Consider the following 17325-nt stretch of genomic DNA (forward strand, 5'->3'; position numbering starts at 1 on the left):
AGCAAGAGAGCTGTTCGAGAAGGAGAAGATAACTATGACGGCTTACGCATTCGGATTTGACATTGGGGGTACGAATACGCAGAGCGGACTCGTAAGCGAGGAGGGGGCGCTGCTGTGGATGAACAGCGTACGTACGGAAGCGCATATGGGCAACGAGCATGTGATGGAGCTGGTCCGGCAGCAGGTCGAGCTGGGGATCCGTCAGAGTGGGGTTTCAAGGGAGCAGATCGCAGGCATCGGCGTCGGTATGCCGGGCGCGATCGACCCCAAGCGGGGGATATGCGTGCAATCGATCAACCTCGCCTTTCGCGATTATCCCATAGGTGACAAGCTTCAGGCTTTGACTTCGATGCCCGTGGTGGTCGAAAACGATGTTCGCATGTATGTCTACGGAGAAGCTGTATGCGGTGCAGGTCAAGGGTATGGAAATGTGCTGGGCCTTACGATCGGGACAGGAGTGGCGGCGGCTTGGACCCAGAATGGCGAGATCTATCGGGGCGGGGGCATCGCAGGAGAGATCGGACACCTCCGGTTCGAGGAGCTGTCTTATCGTTGTACATGCGGGGGCACAGGCTGTCTTGAGACGATCGTGTCTGCGACCGGTCTGGCGCATCAGGCGAGGCAGGCGGTGAGGGGCGGCGAACGAAGTCTGATGGCGGAGCTGCACGCCAGCCCGGAGCTGTTGACGGCGAAGGATGTGTCGGACGCCTATGACCAGCAGGATCCCGCAGCGATCGCCATTATGAACCGGACGGGGCGCTATCTGGGAAAGGCGTTGTCGTACCTTGTCCAGATCCTCGATCCGGACGTTATCGTCATCGGGGGCGGGGGAGCCAAGGCGGGCGAGCGGCTGCTGTCGCCAGCCCGGGAGACGATGCTCCGGCTGACCCAGCCGATCTATCATGAAGGGTTGGCCGTGGTTCAGGCAGCAAGAAATGACGAGAGCGGGATCCTGGGCAGCGCCTTGTGGGCCCTGCGCCAGCTTGGCAAGTCCAGGAAACAGGGATATTGAAACATTTGGCGAAACAATCTCGTCAGTGTTTATGAGGTGATCTGAAAATGAAATCCTTATCAAAGATTATGTATTTGATTAGCATAGTGGTCTTGATGGCAGGTTGTTCGAAGGAAGCAACTCCTTCCTTTAGAACGAATACCCCGCCCTTACCTGTAGTTACTGCAAATTCAAAAGAGATTTCACCCATCGTTCAAAGCAGCTACTGTTGGAAGACGGTCTGTGCTGATTATGCCGGAGGTAAAACAATGGTGGAGGGACAACCCGTCACTCCTGTCGAACCAGGTGAAACCATTAACATTCAATTTGATTACAAGCCGATACCAACACAGGTCTCTTTGATCGAATTCACAGAGACAAAACCCGTTCAGTTACCCCTGGACAATGGAACATTTAAAGCTCCTTCCGAACGTGGGACATATTATTATGGAATTTCAGCGAATTGGCTGTCCGAAGACGGCAAATATTCAATTGGTGATACCTCTTCGGTCTTTGCGATAGAAGTCAGAAACGTCTATGCAGCCGATGAAATTAAGGGCGCTATTAAAGCCGAGGGCATTGAATTAACACTTAAAGAAGAAAAGAACGACTGGATTTTAAATAAGGTTAAACCACAAAATTATTCGGCAGTTAATCCAGTTGAAAAAACAGTTCACCCAGAGCACATAGCAATCTACATGCCTGTCCAGAAACTGACCGATATAAGGACCAGGAAGAATATTATTGAAGGGGAAAGAAAAGACGCCTCTTGAGATACTGGTGGAACAGTATCTCAAGAGGCGTCTACTACAATTACATGGTCATTGTATCTAAATTATTCGCTCCTTGAAAAGGAGCCTGAAAGTGGTGTTTTTCGTTAGGAGTGCGGGGGGGATTCCAGCGACTTGCTGCGGCGGCCTGTATAATAAAGAAATGAAACACCTAATGCCGGCATTTAGATAAATCAACAACAGTGTCATAGGGGGTCCGTAACCTCTTTCAAATTAGAATGCATTTCCAATCCAGTCTTCTTTCAGTATGTGTTAGCAAATTATTATACATAGTCTGAGGTGCAGGTGGTGTGTCAGAGCATAGGAATCACAGGGAACAAAAATGTTAATGGTATCGGAATCCGCGATGTGGCATGATTGGGGGAAAAGAAGTTGTCACGGACAGGGGGTGCCGCCGGGTGAGGAAATGGATCACGCATACGTTGCTGCTATCAATCATTCCAGTCATCTTATTCGGTACGCTGATCTATCTTATGGGCTCCCGGATCGTAGAGGGGGAGATCCACCGCTCCTCGATGGAGAGTCTGTCGCAGGTGCGCCATCAGGTGGAAGCCAACATGGTGAACATCGAGCAGATGACGAGTCAGCTCGCACTTCAGTCCAATATTATCGACGTCATGAATGTCCCGAGCGGCATCAAGCTAGGGACGTTGCCCAAGGTGAACGAGGTGCGCGATCTGCTGTTGCGGATGAAGAATGTGACGGATACGATCCACTCGATCTACTTTTATCATATGGGCCAAGAGGTCGTGATCAGTCACGACCTGGTCACGTATACCCACGAGGCTCGTGTGTTCCGCGATCTGTCCTGGCTGGACCATGTGGAGGAGATGGTGGAAGCCGGTCAGTCGCGGCTGTGGGTGACGCCACGGGAGATGGTCTTCCTCAACGACCATGCCGTGCAGACGCTGACGCACATCCGGGTGCTGCCGATGCTCTCCAATCATCCCAAAGCGGCCATCATCGTCAACTTGACCCCGGACTTTTTGAGCCAGACGATGGCCAGGTTTCCGCTGGACTCGGCCGGCCAGCTGCTGGTCATGAACGCGGAAGGGCAGTTGATCGCCCAGATGCCCAGCGGTCGCAGTGAGCCGGCGCTTACCGAGTCGTTCCTGCGCGAGATGGCGCTCGTGACGCCAGGAGGTACGGCCTCCCGAGAGGTGGACCGCCACTTCCTCTCCATGGTGAAGTCCGGGGAGAACGGCTGGACCTATGCGATTGCCGTGCCATCCAGCGTTCCCCGCCAGCAAGTAGAACGGTTTGGGCAGACGATCATCCTCATCACCGTGCTGCTCTGTTTGCTGTCGGTATATGCTGGCTACTTTACCCACAGCAGCTTCCAGCGCAGCATCCGCACGATTCTGGAACGGATCTCCCCGGATCGGACTGCAGCCGCAGGGGCGGCCAGCGGCGATGCGATCGCTGAGATCGGCGACCAGGTCAACCGGCTGCTGGAGGAGGTCAAGGAGGGCCATCACAAGCAGACGATTCATCTGCCCCTGCTGCGGACGCATTATCTTCACGCGCTGATCCATGGCAATGCCGTTGATATCTCCCGGCTGGCGCGCGAGGTGGAGAACAGCGAGGTCTTCCCCTATGACCGGTACGCGATCCTGCTCGCACAGATGGACGATTCGGTGACCAGTTCGTTCCGCGAGGAACGGGAGCTGTTCCTGTTTGCCGTGTCCAATATCGGCATGGAGCTGAGCAAGCTGCAGCAGCCGGAGGAAGCGCCATACCGGATCGAGACGATCATCACGGATCGTCATACGGTGCTGATCGTCAATTATCCGGACGGCAAGGAAGCAGAGGGGCTGCCCGCCAGCCTGGCCGACCGGTTCCGCTCGGTCGTCAAGCAGATCCTGAAGCAGACGATCACGATCGGCGTCGGCACGGGGGTAGGCTCTGCGCACGATCTGCTCTATTCGTACCGCGAGGCTATCCAGGCGCTGCACATGAATCTGGCCAACGCCTATGACGAAGTGCTGCCCTATGCCAACATGACGCTGGTGGCGGACCGGCTGGTGCAATATCCCGCAGCCGAGGAACAGGACCTGCTGCATGCGCTCCGTACCCGGGATGCGGACGGGGCGGCCGGCAGCCTGCACGAGTTCCGGGCCAAGCTGGAGCTGGACCTGGCCTCTCTGCATATGGCCAAGACGTTCTACCTTCAGCTGCTGGTCGCCGTGATCCGTCTAGTGCAGGAGTACGAGGAGGATATCGTCGCCGTGTTCGGCGAGAATCCGTACGAGTCCTTCTTCCGCATGGAGTCGATCCCGCAGATCGATCAGTGGTTCCGTACCCGTCTGCTATCGCCGATCCTGGGATACATGGATTCCGTTAAGCGGCGCACCACAGATGCGATCATCCGCCAGACGGTCGACCTGATCCATCAGCGGTATGTGTCGGATCTGTCGCTGCAGGGAGTGGCGGAGGAGATGGGCATCAGCGTCTCATACCTGAGCAAGCTGTTCAAGGAGCAGCTCGGGGAGACGTTCATCGACTACGTGACCCGGATCCGTCTGGAGCATGCACAGCAGCTGCTGGTAGAGACCGATCTGACGATGCAGCAGATTGCAGATGCCATCGGTTACACGAGTGTGCAGCAAATGTTCCGCGTCTTCAAGAAAAAACTCGGCATGACTCCGGGCGAATACCGGGAGCGGTCGGCGGGGTAGAATGGCGCCGATGCGCCGAACCGAGTAACAAAAGTTACCTTAGTTAAGGCTGGATGGTGTCGGAGTGGTGAGGGCGGCTGCCAAACGGCAGTTATTCCGCCGTCTCCGGCTCGCGCCGCCCCATCCAACTGCCAAACGGCAGTTCATCCGCCGCCTCTCGCCCGCGCCGCCCCAACCAACTGCCAAACGGCAGTTCATCCGCCGCCTCTCGCCCGCGCCGCCCCAACCAACTGCCAAACGGCAGTTCATCCGCCGCCTCTCGCCCGCGCCGCCCCAACCAACTGCCAAACGGCAGTTATTCCGCCGTCTCCGGCTCGCGCCGTCCCAACCAACTGCCAAACGGCAGTTCATCCGCCGCATTCCGCATGGTATCCACGTTTTTGCCATGCCGCCAACGCTTTGTCACGACTGGAGCACGCGGTTTCAAAAAGTGTGAATGGAAGTGAAACGGCATTTTCCTCTACAGTAAGGACAGGTCAGATCCACTGTGCCGAGTCCAACTGCGTAAGGAGTGATAGGGTGAAGCATAATCGATTCAGCGCAACGATTCGTTCCTATGCGTCGAATAAATATTTGCTGTTTATGTTTTTGCCTGGTTTTCTGTTGTTTTTGTTATTTCAATATGTGCCGATGTACGGGATCCTCATCGCCTTTAAGGATTTTCGGATTATCGACGGCATCCTGGGCAGCCCGTGGGCGGGACTGAAGCACTTCGAGTACTTGTTTGCCGGTGCCGGCTTCACCAATGCCTTGCGCAATACGCTTATCATCGCGCTGCTCAAATACGCCTTCGTCTTCCCGGCGCCGATTATCCTGGCGATCCTGCTGAACGAAGTGCGGCTGAGCTGGTTTCGGCGCACCATCCAGACGGTGACGTATCTGCCCCATTTCTTCTCCTGGGTTATCCTGGGCGGTATTCTGTTCACGTTCCTAGGCCGGGATGGCGGGTTCAACCGTATACTCAGTTACTTCGGGGTACAGCCGGTCAGCTGGCTTATCGAGCCTTCCTACTTCTATGGAATTATCGTGGCAACAGATGTATGGCAAAGCGTAGGCTGGGGTTCGATCATCTACTTTGCCGCACTGGCGGGGATCGATCCGACACTGTACGAAGCCGCTGTTGCGGACGGCGCGAACCGCTGGCGCAGGATCTGGCATATTACGCTGCCGGCGCTGGCGCCGACGATCACGATCATGCTGCTGCTGTCGATCGGCAATTTCCTGTCCGTCGGCTTCGATCAGATCTACAATCTGATGACAGCCACCACCTCGGAGGTGGGCGACATTCTGGATACGTACGTGCTGCGCCGGCTGCTGACGATGAACTACGAGCTAGGTGCGGCGGCGGGACTCTTCAGTTCAACCTTTGGTCTGCTCCTGGTTGTCGTCGCCAACCGGCTGGTCAAGCTGTATGACAAAGATCAGGGCATCTGGTAGGAGGGAAAGGATATGCATCATCGCACATGGGGCGAGAAAGTTTTTGACGGCGCCAATCTGCTGGTATTGCTGGCGCTCGCCTTTTTAACCCTGTATCCATTCATGTACACGCTCACGATGTCGCTCAGCACACCGGTGGACGCCAAAATGCCGGGGCTTCATCTGCTGCCGCTGAACCCGACGCTGGAGGCCTACAAAAAGGTACTGATGCAGAGCGGCATCCTGCAGGCTTTCGTCAATACGACGCTCCGTACGGTGGGCGGGATCACACTGGTGCTGGTGTTCACCTCGCTCACGGCTTACCCGCTGTCGCGGAAGTCGTTTCCGCATCGCAGCCTGTTCATGAAGCTGTTCGTGTTCAGCATGCTGTTCAATGGCGGCCTGATCCCGATGTATCTGCTGATCCGCAATCTGGGTCTGCTTAACAGCATGTGGGCGCTGCTCTTGCCCGGTGCGGTGACCGCGTTCAATCTGATCATCATGCGCAACTTTTTCCAGTCGATCCCCGAGGAGATCATCGATTCGGCTAAGATCGATGGCGCCGGCGAGCTGCGAACCTTCACTTCCGTGGTTCTGCCGCTGTCCATGCCCGTATTGGCCGTCGTCGCGCTCTGGGCCGGGGTCAATCACTGGAATGCATGGTTCGACGCCATGATCTACATCCAGGATATCGATAAGCAGGTGCTGCAGCTGTTCGTCCGGCGAACGGTGATCGAGGAGAGTGACGCGCTCGCTTCGCAGACAGAACTGATGCACGCCACCGCGTATTCCAAAGAAACGCTGAAGGCGGCAACCGTCATGATCGCGACACTGCCCATCCTGTGTGTGTATCCGTTCATCCAGCGCTTCTTCGTCAAGGGCATCATGTTGGGCTCTGTAAAAGGGTAACGCGGTATCAGGTTGAAAGACTTTATACAATAGATGAACATAATTATGTGAACGGGGGAAATACGATGAGTCAAAGAAAAGGGAAGAAAGCTTGGGGATCGCAAGCTGTTCTGCTGTTAATGGTCATCATGCTGGTGGCGGCGGGGTGCTCTGGCAATAACACCCCAACTGAGCCGGAAGCTCCGGGGGAACAACCGGGGCAGGAAAACGAAAACCAGCCGGAGACGATCAAGCTGACCTGGATGGTCAATGACATCATGCTGCCGGATTCATTGGGCGAGAAGTATGTGGAAGAGAAGTTCAATGTGGAGCTGGATATCATCGCGATTCCGCGTGCGGACTATCCCCAGCGCCAGCAGATCATGATGACGACAGGCGATGTGCCGGATGTGATGATCGTCATGGATCCCAATGAGATGAAAAAGTATGCAGACCAGGGGCTGCTCGCCGAGGTGCCGCTGGAGATGATCGAGCAGTATGCCCCGCGGACCAAGGCAGAGCTCGATGCCAATGCGCCGCAAGGCTGGTACTATACTGAGCATCGAGGCAAGAACTACGGCATCCCGACTCTCTTCGGCGGGAAGACGACGACGCCCGGCTCCTGGCGTGTCGATCTGCTCGAGCAGGCGGGGGTCCCTGAGATCCCGACGACGATCGATGAGATGGAGACGGCGTTCGAAGCGCTCAAGGGGATTGGCGTCTACGGCATGAGCTCCAACGGCAACTCGGACTACCTGACGTTCCAGAAAGTATTCGGCGCCTTCGGCGTCATGCCGATTCAGTGGACCGAACGCGACGGCCAGATTTTGAATGGGGCCGTGATGCCGGAGGCCAAGGAGGCGCTGACATTGCTCGCGGACTGGTACCAGAAGGGCTACATTGATCCGGAGTTCGTCACCGGACAGGACCTGGGACCGAAGTTCCTCGATGGGGTGTTTGCTTACAATGACAATTCATCGATCTTCTCAATCGATGAGACGGATCCGAATTCTGCGCTCTCAGCGCTCAAGAATATCAATCCGGAAGGTGATATCCAATTCGGCCCGCTGCCGACGGGACCGCGCGGCGAGAGCGGCGGCTGGTCGTGGGGGACGGCGGCCAACGGCATTCACTTCGGTGCCCACATGGCAGACCAGCCGGAGAAAATCCAGCGGGCGCTGGAGATCATCGACAGTGTCATCAACGATGAAGAGGTTTTCGTGGAGCTCGCGTATGGCAAGCAAGGCACCCATTGGGAGTATCGCAACGGTTCCGACCTGGCGATGGGCGTGAAGTATCTGCCGCCGTATGACGATACGGTCAAGCTCAGAGAAGAAGGCATCAAGGGGGGCGAGACATTCTTTGGCGGACGTCCAAACTTTGACATCTACTACAAGTATTTTGGCGATCAATTCCGTCAGCTCAATGAGACATATGCGGCCAATCCGGTAGCGGATATCTTCGGCAAGCCCGACATCCTCCCGTCGGCCGGTCAATACTGGGGCGATCTGAAGAAGCTGAAGATCGAAGCTTATGCTGCGATCATCCGGGGCGATCAACCGGTCGACTACTTTGACAGCTTCGTGGAGCAGTGGAACAGCATGGGCGGCGAGCAGCTGCGGCAAGAAGCGCAGGAGCTTTACGACACTGTGCAGTAGGCAATGGCGCTAAAGATTAGTCAGCAGCAGGCGATACTAGACGGTATTGGTCGGCATTTGGCGACGCATTAGATTGCCCGATGGCAAGGACGCTGGAGGTGGGGGGCTGGCCGCCATCAGAGCCCGCCGCCCGCCAGACGGCGTAAGGATAGAAACGAAATGCTCCCGTTGGTGAAGCGTGCTGTGTGCGCACAGCACGCTTCATTCATGGGCTACTGGAGGGACAGCAATGGGAATCTGCGTATTCGAATTGAAGGAGCATCTGCAGCATCACAAATATGCATGGCCGCTGTCGCCGGTACGATACCCGGTGGAGTTCGCAGCCGAAGAAGCGCATCTGGACAGCTTCCGGCTGCAGGACGACGCTGGACAGCCGGTGCCCGTGCAGATAGCGGCCAGCAAGCTGCAGGACGACTTCGTCCTTCGCGGCGAAGTCTGCTTCCTGACGGATCTGCCGCAAGGAGGCACCCGCCGCTATGAGCTGCATTATGGACCGGATCCCGTCGAGAGCGAGCGGAGCGAAGCACACGTGGATTCGGGTATGATCACTCGAAGGGAAGGAGCTGGCCTCGTCTTCGGCAACGGGCTGATCGAGGTGAGCTTCCCGGGCAGCGGGGGCCGACTGGCACCATGCTACGAAGGAGCTAAGCCGGAAGAGCTGGAGTTATTCCGCATCGGCTGCCCGGAAGAGGGGGAGCTGGCAGTCGCCAGGCTGGCAGGCCGCGGGCGGGTATCCGAGATCCAAAGCGAATCCCTCGCCGACGGTCCTGTCCTGCACGAGCAGCGGATCACGGTCGTCTGGGAGGATGGAGGCTGGTATGCGCTAAAAGTGAGGCTGACGACGGCAATGCCGTACCTGGAGCTGGAGGAAGAGATGAAGGTGTCTGCGGGCGGCAGGCTGGAGATCGCTTGGCCGGGTCTCGCACCCGCGCGCCGATACACCCGTAGTCGTGGCGAAGAGGCGGTCGATGCCTATCTCGGAGAGCAGGGCGAGCTGCCGTTCCGGTTGCTGCCCTACGACAGCGCCCATTCGTGGCACCGGGGACGCTCCGCCGCCTTCATCGATGAGGAGAAAGGGCGTGCGGCGGGGCTGTTCCACGGCGATCCGCTGCGGTGGGACGACGGGGAGTATGCGCTGTGGCGTTCGTCCGACACACTGGCAATCAGCTTCCGGCTCGGGAGCGGCGCGAGTGAGACGAAGGGAGCGGCGGGTGTAGAAGGAGGGGGGCGGGCGGATCAGCCGGAGCTGCTGAGCTGGCACTATCCGCTGGCCTCAGGCACCCGCTCTACCAAGATTGCGGTGTACCCGGCCGACCGGCAGCTTGCAGCCGAAGCCACGGCAGCCTTCCAGCGACCGGCGGCGGGCAGCGAGCTGCCGCTGATCGACGAGCTGGCATTGTGGCATTGCTTCCTGGCGCTGGACAAAGTCAAGGACTGGGTGCTGGACTGGGAGGAGCCCCAGGAGAGCTATCCGCGGCTCTTCGAGCCGGAGCAGCTCCCGAAGTCGATGCACCTCTGGTACTTTGATCTGCATGGACCGCCGGTGCCGGAGGATATGGAAGAGATCGTGGATAAGCTGAGCTTTAACTTCAATCAGGTCGAGGGCACCGCGCCGGTGGCGAGCCGGGAATTCGCCTATTGGACGCCGATCTTCGATCTGACGGCGCGCGCGATGACGCCGGAGCAGTTCCGGCGTCTGAAGGCGGCCAGCGCGTTTATGGCTTATGTGCGCGAAGATGAGTACGTGGCGCCGATCCAGACGATGCTGGCTGGTCATCCGAACTTCCTCGCGGACTACAAGATGGTCCCGGCCTATATGTCAGCGCTATTCCCGAATCACCCGCATGCCGGGCGGTGGAGAGCGCATTTCGAGAAGTCCATGGCGCTCAACCTGAAGTATCACACCCGTCCCGATGTGCCAGCCTGGGATGCAGTGGGGGGCCGCTGGACAGAGAATCTGGGCTGCTACGTGTGGGCCATGCTGGTGCCGACCGTGCGGGCAGCCTGGTGTCTCCACAGAACTTATGGCGACCACACGCTCTTGTACCCCAATCTGGCCAAGCTGGCAGGCTGGCTGCTGAACAGTCTCAGTGCGCCGCTGCCGCAGGGCCGCTCCTATCCGCAGCAGGGTGCGCACTCCGGCGTCCATCAGGATCCCCAGCTGCCGCCGTATGCACTACGTCTGGTGGGTGAGATGCTGATGCGCTATGAGCCGCTGCTGGCCGAGCGGCTGCTGGCGGTCTGCCCGGTGGATGCGGCAGGCTTCGAGAGCCGCAAGCCCGGTGACATCTGGCGGCTGATGCTGACCGGCGAGACGGCGACCAATACCGGCACGCCGCCGCAGCTGCGGTCGGCGAAGTACACGGGCTATGGCTTCGTCCTACGTTCTGGCGTAGGAACTGGCGGCGAGATGTCGGTTCACCTGCAGCAGATCGATGAGGGCCCCAACTACCGCTGGGGCCGCTCGGGCGATGGCGGCAACGGCGTCGTCTACTACTATGCTGACGGCAAGCGGTACAGCTACAACCGCGCAGAGGACGTCGGCGACGACAACATGGGCACCGGGGAAGGCAGCTCGACTTTTGCCGTACTGGACGGCCACGAGTACAAGAGCATCGGACGCTCGGAATTGACCGGTCCGCTGCATGACTTTGGCTTTGCCCAGTACGCACTGCTGGAAGCCGGGCCAGCTGCTAAGCCGCACTACCGCTCCCGCAGCCTGCTGATGTCGGGCAATGATTATATCGTCCTCTACGACGAGGTGGCGGATATGCGGGTGCGCGGACGATTCTCCTGGTTCACGCATCGCGACGATCCGGCGCCTGCGATCTATCAATTGAAGCCGGGGGTGCCCGCGTCGCCGGTCCAGCTGGCAGGACCCGTGGACGGACCGCAGCTGCCGCCGGGGACCTATAAGCTGAATAGACCAGCCAGAGGTTATCCCGACGGCGTTACGGGCCGCTACTATGATGGCTTTGGCGACTTCCTCACCGTGGTCACACACCGCGGATCCTGGCAGCCGCAGATCCTGAGCGTCGAGGCGACGAGCTACGGCGCCCGGGTGACGATGGCCGGCCGGATCGACGAGGTGTTTCGCAGCGCGACACGTATAAGGCATAACGATGGAGTGCTGGCTTTTGACGGCTACGCGGGGATCGTCCGCCGGTTCGATGAGCAGCAGGTAGAAGCTGCGCTGTTCAAGGGACGGTCGCTTGCAGCGGCTGGGATACGGGCGACGATCGCGGCAGATGGCGGCCACAGGGACGGGGATGAACCAGCCTGGACGACGAACGGAACCGGAGCCGAGGCAGGCACAGTTGCTTCCTCGGCAACCGGGGGCAGCACTGGAAAGCAAGGGGGATCGACTTCCATGAAGGCGGGAGGCGGAGTGGGAGAAGTCGGCGCGTTCGCCTTCGCGACGACCGGGGGCGAGCTGCGGGGCCAGTCTTCTTCTGCCATGCCGATGCGCATCCGGCTGGAGCTGCCCGCATCGTGGGGATCGGAGGCGCACCGGCTGTATATCGACGGCGCAGCGAGCGAGACCGTGGCCTGGCGCTGCGATGGCGGACAGGCCGAGCTGATCTTCACGCTCCCAGCAGGCAGCACCGTCTGGCAGTGGACGGCAGGCGATGCCGCGCCCGGGGAGCCGGGCGCGCTGCGCATCTCCCTTGCTGCGCCGGATGCGGCAGAGCTGGTCTGGGACGCTGCGGCGGGAGCGGATGGCTACGAGGTTGCGGTGAGCCGGGACGGCTGCCGTTCGTGGCGGACGGCGGAGCGGGGGATCGGCGAGACGCGCTACCGTCTGCAGGGGCTGGTCCCAGGCACCAAGCTGCATGTGCGGCTGCGCCCTTGGCGTGGGGAGACGGCTGGCGAGTGGAGCGAGCCCTATCCTGTCTATCCGTCAGAGCAGGCACCTCCTGCGCCGGACGGTCTGCGGCTGCGCCGCGAGGACGGGGCGGTCGAGGCGTCGTGGGGCATGGTGCTGGGAGCTCAGCGTTACCGGCTCTACCGGCGTCGGACAGATCGCGACGAGCATGAGCTCGTGTACGAGGGCGAAGCCCGTTCCTATCGGGACGAGGACGCCGCCGCCGCAGGGCAGACAAGGCACGCCGGGCACGCCCGGGATGCCGTGACTGTCCCGGAGGGGGACAGCTCCGGCATGGCCCGGCTGACGGCGGATGCAGGGACGCGCGAGGCTCGCAGGTGGGACTATGCGTATAGCGTCTCGGCGGTCAACGGCAACGGCGAAGGTCCGCGCTCGCTGGAGCGGGATACGGCGCCCGGCGGACTGATTGATTGGGATCCGATGCCCCACGAGAAGTTCCGCCGTTACACCCGGAGCCACGAGTATGGTCACAACGGCTTCCCTTATTGGACGAACGAGCAGTTGGGCAGTCTGCCGGAATACCCGTCATAAGTAACGTAAGACATAACCCGTTCCCGCTGTGCTATCCGGGGGCGGGTTATTACCTATGCGCGAGGGGATCGGCGCTGTTTTCACCGCCCATCGTTCCCTGGAAGTAATTCGCTTGCTTATGTAACATAAGGGGCTTCTCGAGCGTTATATTTTGTAAATGTAGATCGGGGAGGGATACGATGTCAAAGGTGGTATGGCTGGCAGCCATGCTGGTTCTCTTCATGAACGTGCAGCCGGCAACGGCGTGCAGTCCGATGCCTTGGTCCTACGAGGAGCTGGCCCACGCATCTACGGCGATCCTGTATGGGGAAGTGGCAGAGGCGTATCAGGATGGAAGGCAGCCAAGGGTCAAAGCTATCCAGTATGTCGGACCAGGACCAGCGCCAAAGACGGTCTTATTCCCAGCTACCGTATCAAGCCGCAAGACACCAGACGACGACTGTCCGGATTTCTCGACAACATTTCAGCAAGGCCAAGCGTACCTCTTCTTTATGAAAACCACGGGCCCAGAGCCTGAACTGCTATACACGGAATGGATTACAGCCCTGCAGGTGACCGACGATGCGGTCGTGGTGACGATACATGGGGATGAGGCAAATGTCCAATCGCTGCTTGAAGCTTATGCAACGGATAATCAGCAAGCAGTCCAAACACCTGACGAGGCGGCTCCAGTATGGGGCGAAGGTAAAGCATTCATGCCAGGTGTGATGATTGCCGCAATTGTACTGGCGCTCGCAGGGGGAGTTCTGCTTGTTGTGGTTAGAAAAAGAAGATAATCAGAACTCGAGGGGCCCCTATTCAGATGCTCCTCTCTGTGTTCCACAGTACTCTCCCGAAGATGGGTCTCCGACACCAACCGAGTGGACTTGCTTTTGCCAGAAGCCGATGTGACGTGAATCGAACCGCCCATCGCCTCTACCAATCCTTTGGTGATGGCCATCCCAGTTTCGAGCCGTTCGTTGCTGCTGAGATCGGTGCCCAGGGAATAACGTTCCAATAGGAGCTCCTTCGTTTCTTCACCCATACCGGCGCTATACTCCTTGGAGTCAGGCAACAAAAATGCGGAATTAGCAGCAGAAAGGGTCGTTGCAGCTGCTCACATCAAAGATTGCGTCGCATTAGCGGCAGAAAGGGCCGCTGCAGTTGCTCACACCATCGGTTACGTTGCAGTAACGGCAGAAAGGGTCGCTGCAGCTGCTCACATCAAAGATTGCGTCGCAGTAGCGGCAGAAAGGGTCGCTGCAGCTGCTCAAGTCGGGGATCTAGTGGCAAGAGCGATCAAGCTGGCCGCTCACCACGCTCCAAGGGTGCCTTTCTTCCCTAAGAGCGCCGGAGTTGGGCGTCTTTCAAGGTCGGCAACAGCCCTTGATACTCAACTGTGGAGAAGCAGGTCGAAGGAATTGGTGAAAGAGAGGATGTGAGTGGTGTTCGGCCCACGAAAGGACACAGTAGCCGTTATTTCGAGCATTGACGTGTGTTTAGCTCGACTTACGGACAGAGGATCCGTTATCGGTCGGAAAACGGAGCTTAACGGGCACAAAACCAGCACATAACGGATCGTGTGTCCGTAGGGTCTGTTCCTGGTGGGGTTTTGATCGAAATAGGATCTATTGTGTCCGTGTCGGCAGTGCTAGCCACGTGAGCAGGTTTTGTTCTTGTTTAGGAAATGATGACTTTCGTCTCTTGTGGATAAGTTGTGCTCCCAGCTGGGTTGGATGCCGCGGTCCACAACCAGGGGTAAAATGTTACTTGAATCCGACCAGATGGCGGAAATCCGCCTAACCAGGTGCAAAAAGTTACTTGAATCCGTTCGAATGGCGGAAGTTCCCCCAACCAGGGGTAAAATGTTACTTGAATCCGTTCGAATGGCGGAAATCCCCCAACCAGGTGCAAAAAGTTACTTGAATCCGTTCCAATGGTTGGTCCGATCAGTTATCGGGGGTTGACCCGATTGTGGCATTGTGTTCTCACTCCTCGCCAACCTGCGTGAGCAGGTTTTGTTCTGAAATGATCACGGGAGTGAAAAGTTTACATGATCAATTGATAGAAGCTGGACGGTCCGAATGCTTGAGAATGTGGGAAAGCAGGCGCTCTAAGCCCCGAAACGGTGCTTACAGTCCTGAGCTGAGCGCTGTTTGGTCGCTCTAAGCCCCGAAAGGGTACGCACAGCCCCGAGCTAAGTCGCGATTGACCGCTTAAAGTACAAAAACGGTGCTTACAGCCTTGCCCCGAATGCGGCTTAATGTGGCCGGGGATAAGATCCAACTGCCTAGCTGCAACCGGGTCCTTCCAAACGAGACCTACGGCCTACGGCCGCTTCGTGTCAATCGCTGAACCAGGTCCATCGACTGACACGAAGCGGCTCCGCCGAGCCAGGTCCAGCCCGCAGCAGCTCTGCCGGGCCAGGGCCGGACAGCAGCGGCTCCGCCGGGCCACCGCTGCAGCCGCTGCACTTTCAGCCCATCGTTTCCACTCCAATAAGCGCCAATTGATGTGGACACGATCTCCGCCGCCCCCGCCTACCAGTGACGGCATGCCCAGACTAAAGTCATCTCTGTCCGCTAAGTACCACTCCACAGTGCATTCAAGAACTCACAGATGCCTGATCGAGCTCGGGAAAGCGCCGCTCGACATACCGACGGACGTCGGCGGCATCATCAAGGTCGACCGCCGCTTCGACCGCCAGCCGCAGGGCGTCCTTGTCCCACCGCTCGGCTAGCAGGTTCAGCTGCCGCCCCACCGGCGAGAGCGATTCGTTGCTGACGCTGAACGTATCCAGTCCCATGCCCAGGAGCAGCGGCAAGGCCGCTGGCTCGCCAGCCATCTCGCCGCACAAGCTCACGTGCTTGCCGCGGTTATGGGCAGCTCGGATGACCTGGCTGATCAGCCGCAGCACGGCCGGCTGCAGCGGGTCATGCAGGGCGCTCAGCGCAGAAGAACTGCGGCTCGCTGCCATCGTGTACTGGATGAGATCGTTGGAGCCGATGCTGAAGAAATCCGCTTCCTGCGCCAGTCGATCTGCGATGAGAGCAGCCGAGGGTACCTCGATCATAAGTCCCGTTTCGAGCATAGGGTTGAATGGCTTGCCAGACTGGAGGAGCTCGAGCTTCGCCTCTTCCAGCACGGCCAGAGCTTGCCGCCATTCGGCGAGGGTCGCGATCATCGGGAAGAGCAGCTTGACGTTGCCGTATGCACTCGCTCTCAATACCGCTCGCAGCTGCGTGCGCAGCAGATCCTGCCGCCTCAGCGAGATCCGCATGCCGCGCAGGCCGAGAAACGGATTATCCTCTTCCTCAAGTCCCAACGAGGCTAAAGGTTTGTCGCCGCCCACATCCATCGTGCGGATGACGATGGGGAGCCCCGTTTCAAAGGCACTGACGACGTCCCGATAAGTCGCGAACTGCTCCTCTTCCGATGGGAAGTCGGCTCTGCCCATGTACAAGAACTCTGTCCGGAACAAGCCGATGCCGCCGGCACCGCAGGCATGCGCAGCAGCCGCTTCGGCTGCCGAGCTAATATTGGCGAAGAGCAGCGGCTGCGCGCTCCCCGGCGCCTGCTCCGACATCGGACGAGCCCTGTCCCCAGTCTGCTCTGACATCGGACGTACTCCGTCCCCAGCCAGCTCCGACATCGCATGTGCTCCGTCGCCAGCCTGCTTCGATATCAGACGAGCCCTGTCCCTTGCCTGCATCGGCTTGGGCGGCTTGTTCGCGCGAGCCGGTTCCTGTGCCGGGACCGGGCGGTCCGCGTGGCAAGCTGCCAGCTGTTGCGGCGAAGGTTCGAGGACCAGCGTCCCGTTCGTGCCATCGAGCAGTACCTGCTGGCCGTCGCAGATCGCGCGCAGCCCGGAGCCGAGGCCGACCACGGCTGGTATGCCGAGGGAGCGCGCGATGATGGCGAAGTGGGAGGCAGCGCTTCCACTTGCCAGTGCGATGCCGGCGGTGTGGCGCGGATCAAGCAGGACGGCATCGGAGGGAGACAGATTTTCTCCGATCAAGATCAGTTTTTCCGTGCCAGGGATGTCCGCCAGCACGCTTTTCTCGCCCCGCAGCACACGGATGATCCGCCGCACCACATCTTCCATGTCGAGCGTCCGTTCGCTGCAGTGCTCCGGATCATGCCGCCGTATGCGCTCCCGGATCTCGCTCATTGCTTCCTGCAGCGCGGCTTCCGCTGTATAATGCAGAGCCCCGATCTTGCTGCGGGCGCGACCTGCCAGTTCCGGATCGGTCAGCAAAATGGTCTGCAGCTTGATGATATCTGCTTCCTCTGTACGGTCTTCCGTCAGCAACGTTGCATGGATGGCTGCGAGCGCCTCGCCAGCTTGACGGGCGGCTTTGTCGAACCGGTCCAGCTCAGTTGGCACGTCCAGAGGCGCAATCCTACGGGCAGCGGATACCCGAGCCGCGCCTGGCAGCTGCCGTGCGCGACCGTATGCGATTCCGGCGGAAGCCGGGACACCTGATAACTCCATTACTTCTAGCCT

The 17325-nt window shown here is 59.0% G+C and carries 10 protein-coding genes; 8 read left to right on the forward strand and 2 right to left on the reverse strand.

Annotation, left to right across the window (positions count from 1 at the left end; all coding sequences use genetic code 11):
• Positions 1 to 34 precede the first annotated feature (34 nt).
• The 8 genes from ABC336_RS21845 to ABC336_RS21880 all read left to right on the forward strand — a co-directional run bounded on the left by ABC336_RS21845 (position 35) and on the right by ABC336_RS21880 (position 13615).
• Positions 35 to 1012 (forward strand): ROK family protein, encoded by a 978-nt coding sequence (locus ABC336_RS21845; protein WP_413240644.1) that lies wholly within the window; start codon positions 35 to 37, stop codon positions 1010 to 1012.
• A 47-nt stretch (positions 1013 to 1059) separates the two neighbouring features.
• Positions 1060 to 1764 carry a hypothetical protein gene (locus tag ABC336_RS21850; RefSeq protein WP_413240645.1) on the forward strand — a complete coding sequence of 235 codons (705 nt, stop codon included), beginning with the start codon at positions 1060 to 1062 and terminating at the stop codon, positions 1762 to 1764.
• A 416-nt stretch (positions 1765 to 2180) separates the two neighbouring features.
• On the forward strand, positions 2181 to 4460 hold the full coding sequence (locus ABC336_RS21855) for a helix-turn-helix domain-containing protein (RefSeq protein ID WP_413240646.1): 2280 nt from the start codon (positions 2181 to 2183) through the stop codon (positions 4458 to 4460).
• 519 nt (positions 4461 to 4979) lie between these two features.
• Positions 4980 to 5897, forward strand: a complete 918-nt coding sequence (locus tag ABC336_RS21860) for an ABC transporter permease (RefSeq protein ID WP_413240647.1) — start codon at positions 4980 to 4982, stop codon at positions 5895 to 5897.
• 12 nt (positions 5898 to 5909) lie between these two features.
• Positions 5910 to 6785: a carbohydrate ABC transporter permease gene (locus tag ABC336_RS21865; protein ID WP_413240648.1), complete on the forward strand. Its 876-nt coding sequence runs from the start codon at positions 5910 to 5912 to the stop codon at positions 6783 to 6785.
• 65 nt (positions 6786 to 6850) lie between these two features.
• Positions 6851 to 8422, forward strand: coding sequence for an extracellular solute-binding protein (locus ABC336_RS21870; protein ID WP_413240649.1), 1572 nt, complete (start codon positions 6851 to 6853; stop codon positions 8420 to 8422).
• 229 nt (positions 8423 to 8651) lie between these two features.
• Positions 8652 to 12839, forward strand: coding sequence for a hypothetical protein (locus ABC336_RS21875; protein WP_413240650.1), 4188 nt, complete (start codon positions 8652 to 8654; stop codon positions 12837 to 12839).
• A gap of 179 nt (positions 12840 to 13018) precedes the next feature.
• A complete protein-coding gene (locus tag ABC336_RS21880; RefSeq protein WP_413240651.1) occupies positions 13019 to 13615 on the forward strand; it encodes a hypothetical protein in 597 nt (198 codons plus the stop codon).
• Positions 13616 to 15139: 1524 nt separating this feature from the next.
• Here ABC336_RS21880 and ABC336_RS21885 read toward each other — a convergent pair.
• Both ABC336_RS21885 and ptsP read right to left on the reverse strand, forming a co-directional pair.
• Entirely contained in the window at positions 15140 to 15340 is a 201-nt protein-coding gene (locus ABC336_RS21885; protein WP_413240652.1) for a hypothetical protein, read from the reverse strand.
• 83 nt (positions 15341 to 15423) lie between these two features.
• Positions 15424 to 17313 (reverse strand): phosphoenolpyruvate--protein phosphotransferase, encoded by a 1890-nt coding sequence (gene ptsP / locus ABC336_RS21890; RefSeq protein WP_413240653.1) that lies wholly within the window; start codon positions 17311 to 17313, stop codon positions 15424 to 15426.
• Between the last annotated feature and the right edge of the window lie 12 nt (positions 17314 to 17325).

The organism is Paenibacillus jepli (assembly GCF_047238105.1).
Lineage (GTDB): Bacteria > Bacillota > Bacilli > Paenibacillales > Paenibacillaceae > Paenibacillus_D.

What these genes read in the sequence shown, in the direction of transcription:
- ABC336_RS21845 (WP_413240644.1), top strand. Translation starts at nt 35, where the DNA reads ATGACGGCTTACGCATTCGGATTTGACATTGGGGGTACGAATACGCAG.
- ABC336_RS21850 (WP_413240645.1), top strand. Translation starts at nt 1,060, where the DNA reads ATGAAATCCTTATCAAAGATTATGTATTTGATTAGCATAGTGGTCTTG.
- ABC336_RS21865 (WP_413240648.1), top strand. Translation starts at nt 5,910, where the DNA reads ATGCATCATCGCACATGGGGCGAGAAAGTTTTTGACGGCGCCAATCTG.
- ABC336_RS21870 (WP_413240649.1), top strand. Translation starts at nt 6,851, where the DNA reads ATGAGTCAAAGAAAAGGGAAGAAAGCTTGGGGATCGCAAGCTGTTCTG.
- ABC336_RS21875 (WP_413240650.1), top strand. Translation starts at nt 8,652, where the DNA reads ATGGGAATCTGCGTATTCGAATTGAAGGAGCATCTGCAGCATCACAAA.
- ABC336_RS21880 (WP_413240651.1), top strand. Translation starts at nt 13,019, where the DNA reads ATGTCAAAGGTGGTATGGCTGGCAGCCATGCTGGTTCTCTTCATGAAC.
- ptsP (WP_413240653.1), bottom strand. Translation starts at nt 17,313, where the DNA reads ATGGAGTTATCAGGTGTCCCGGCTTCCGCCGGAATCGCATACGGTCGC.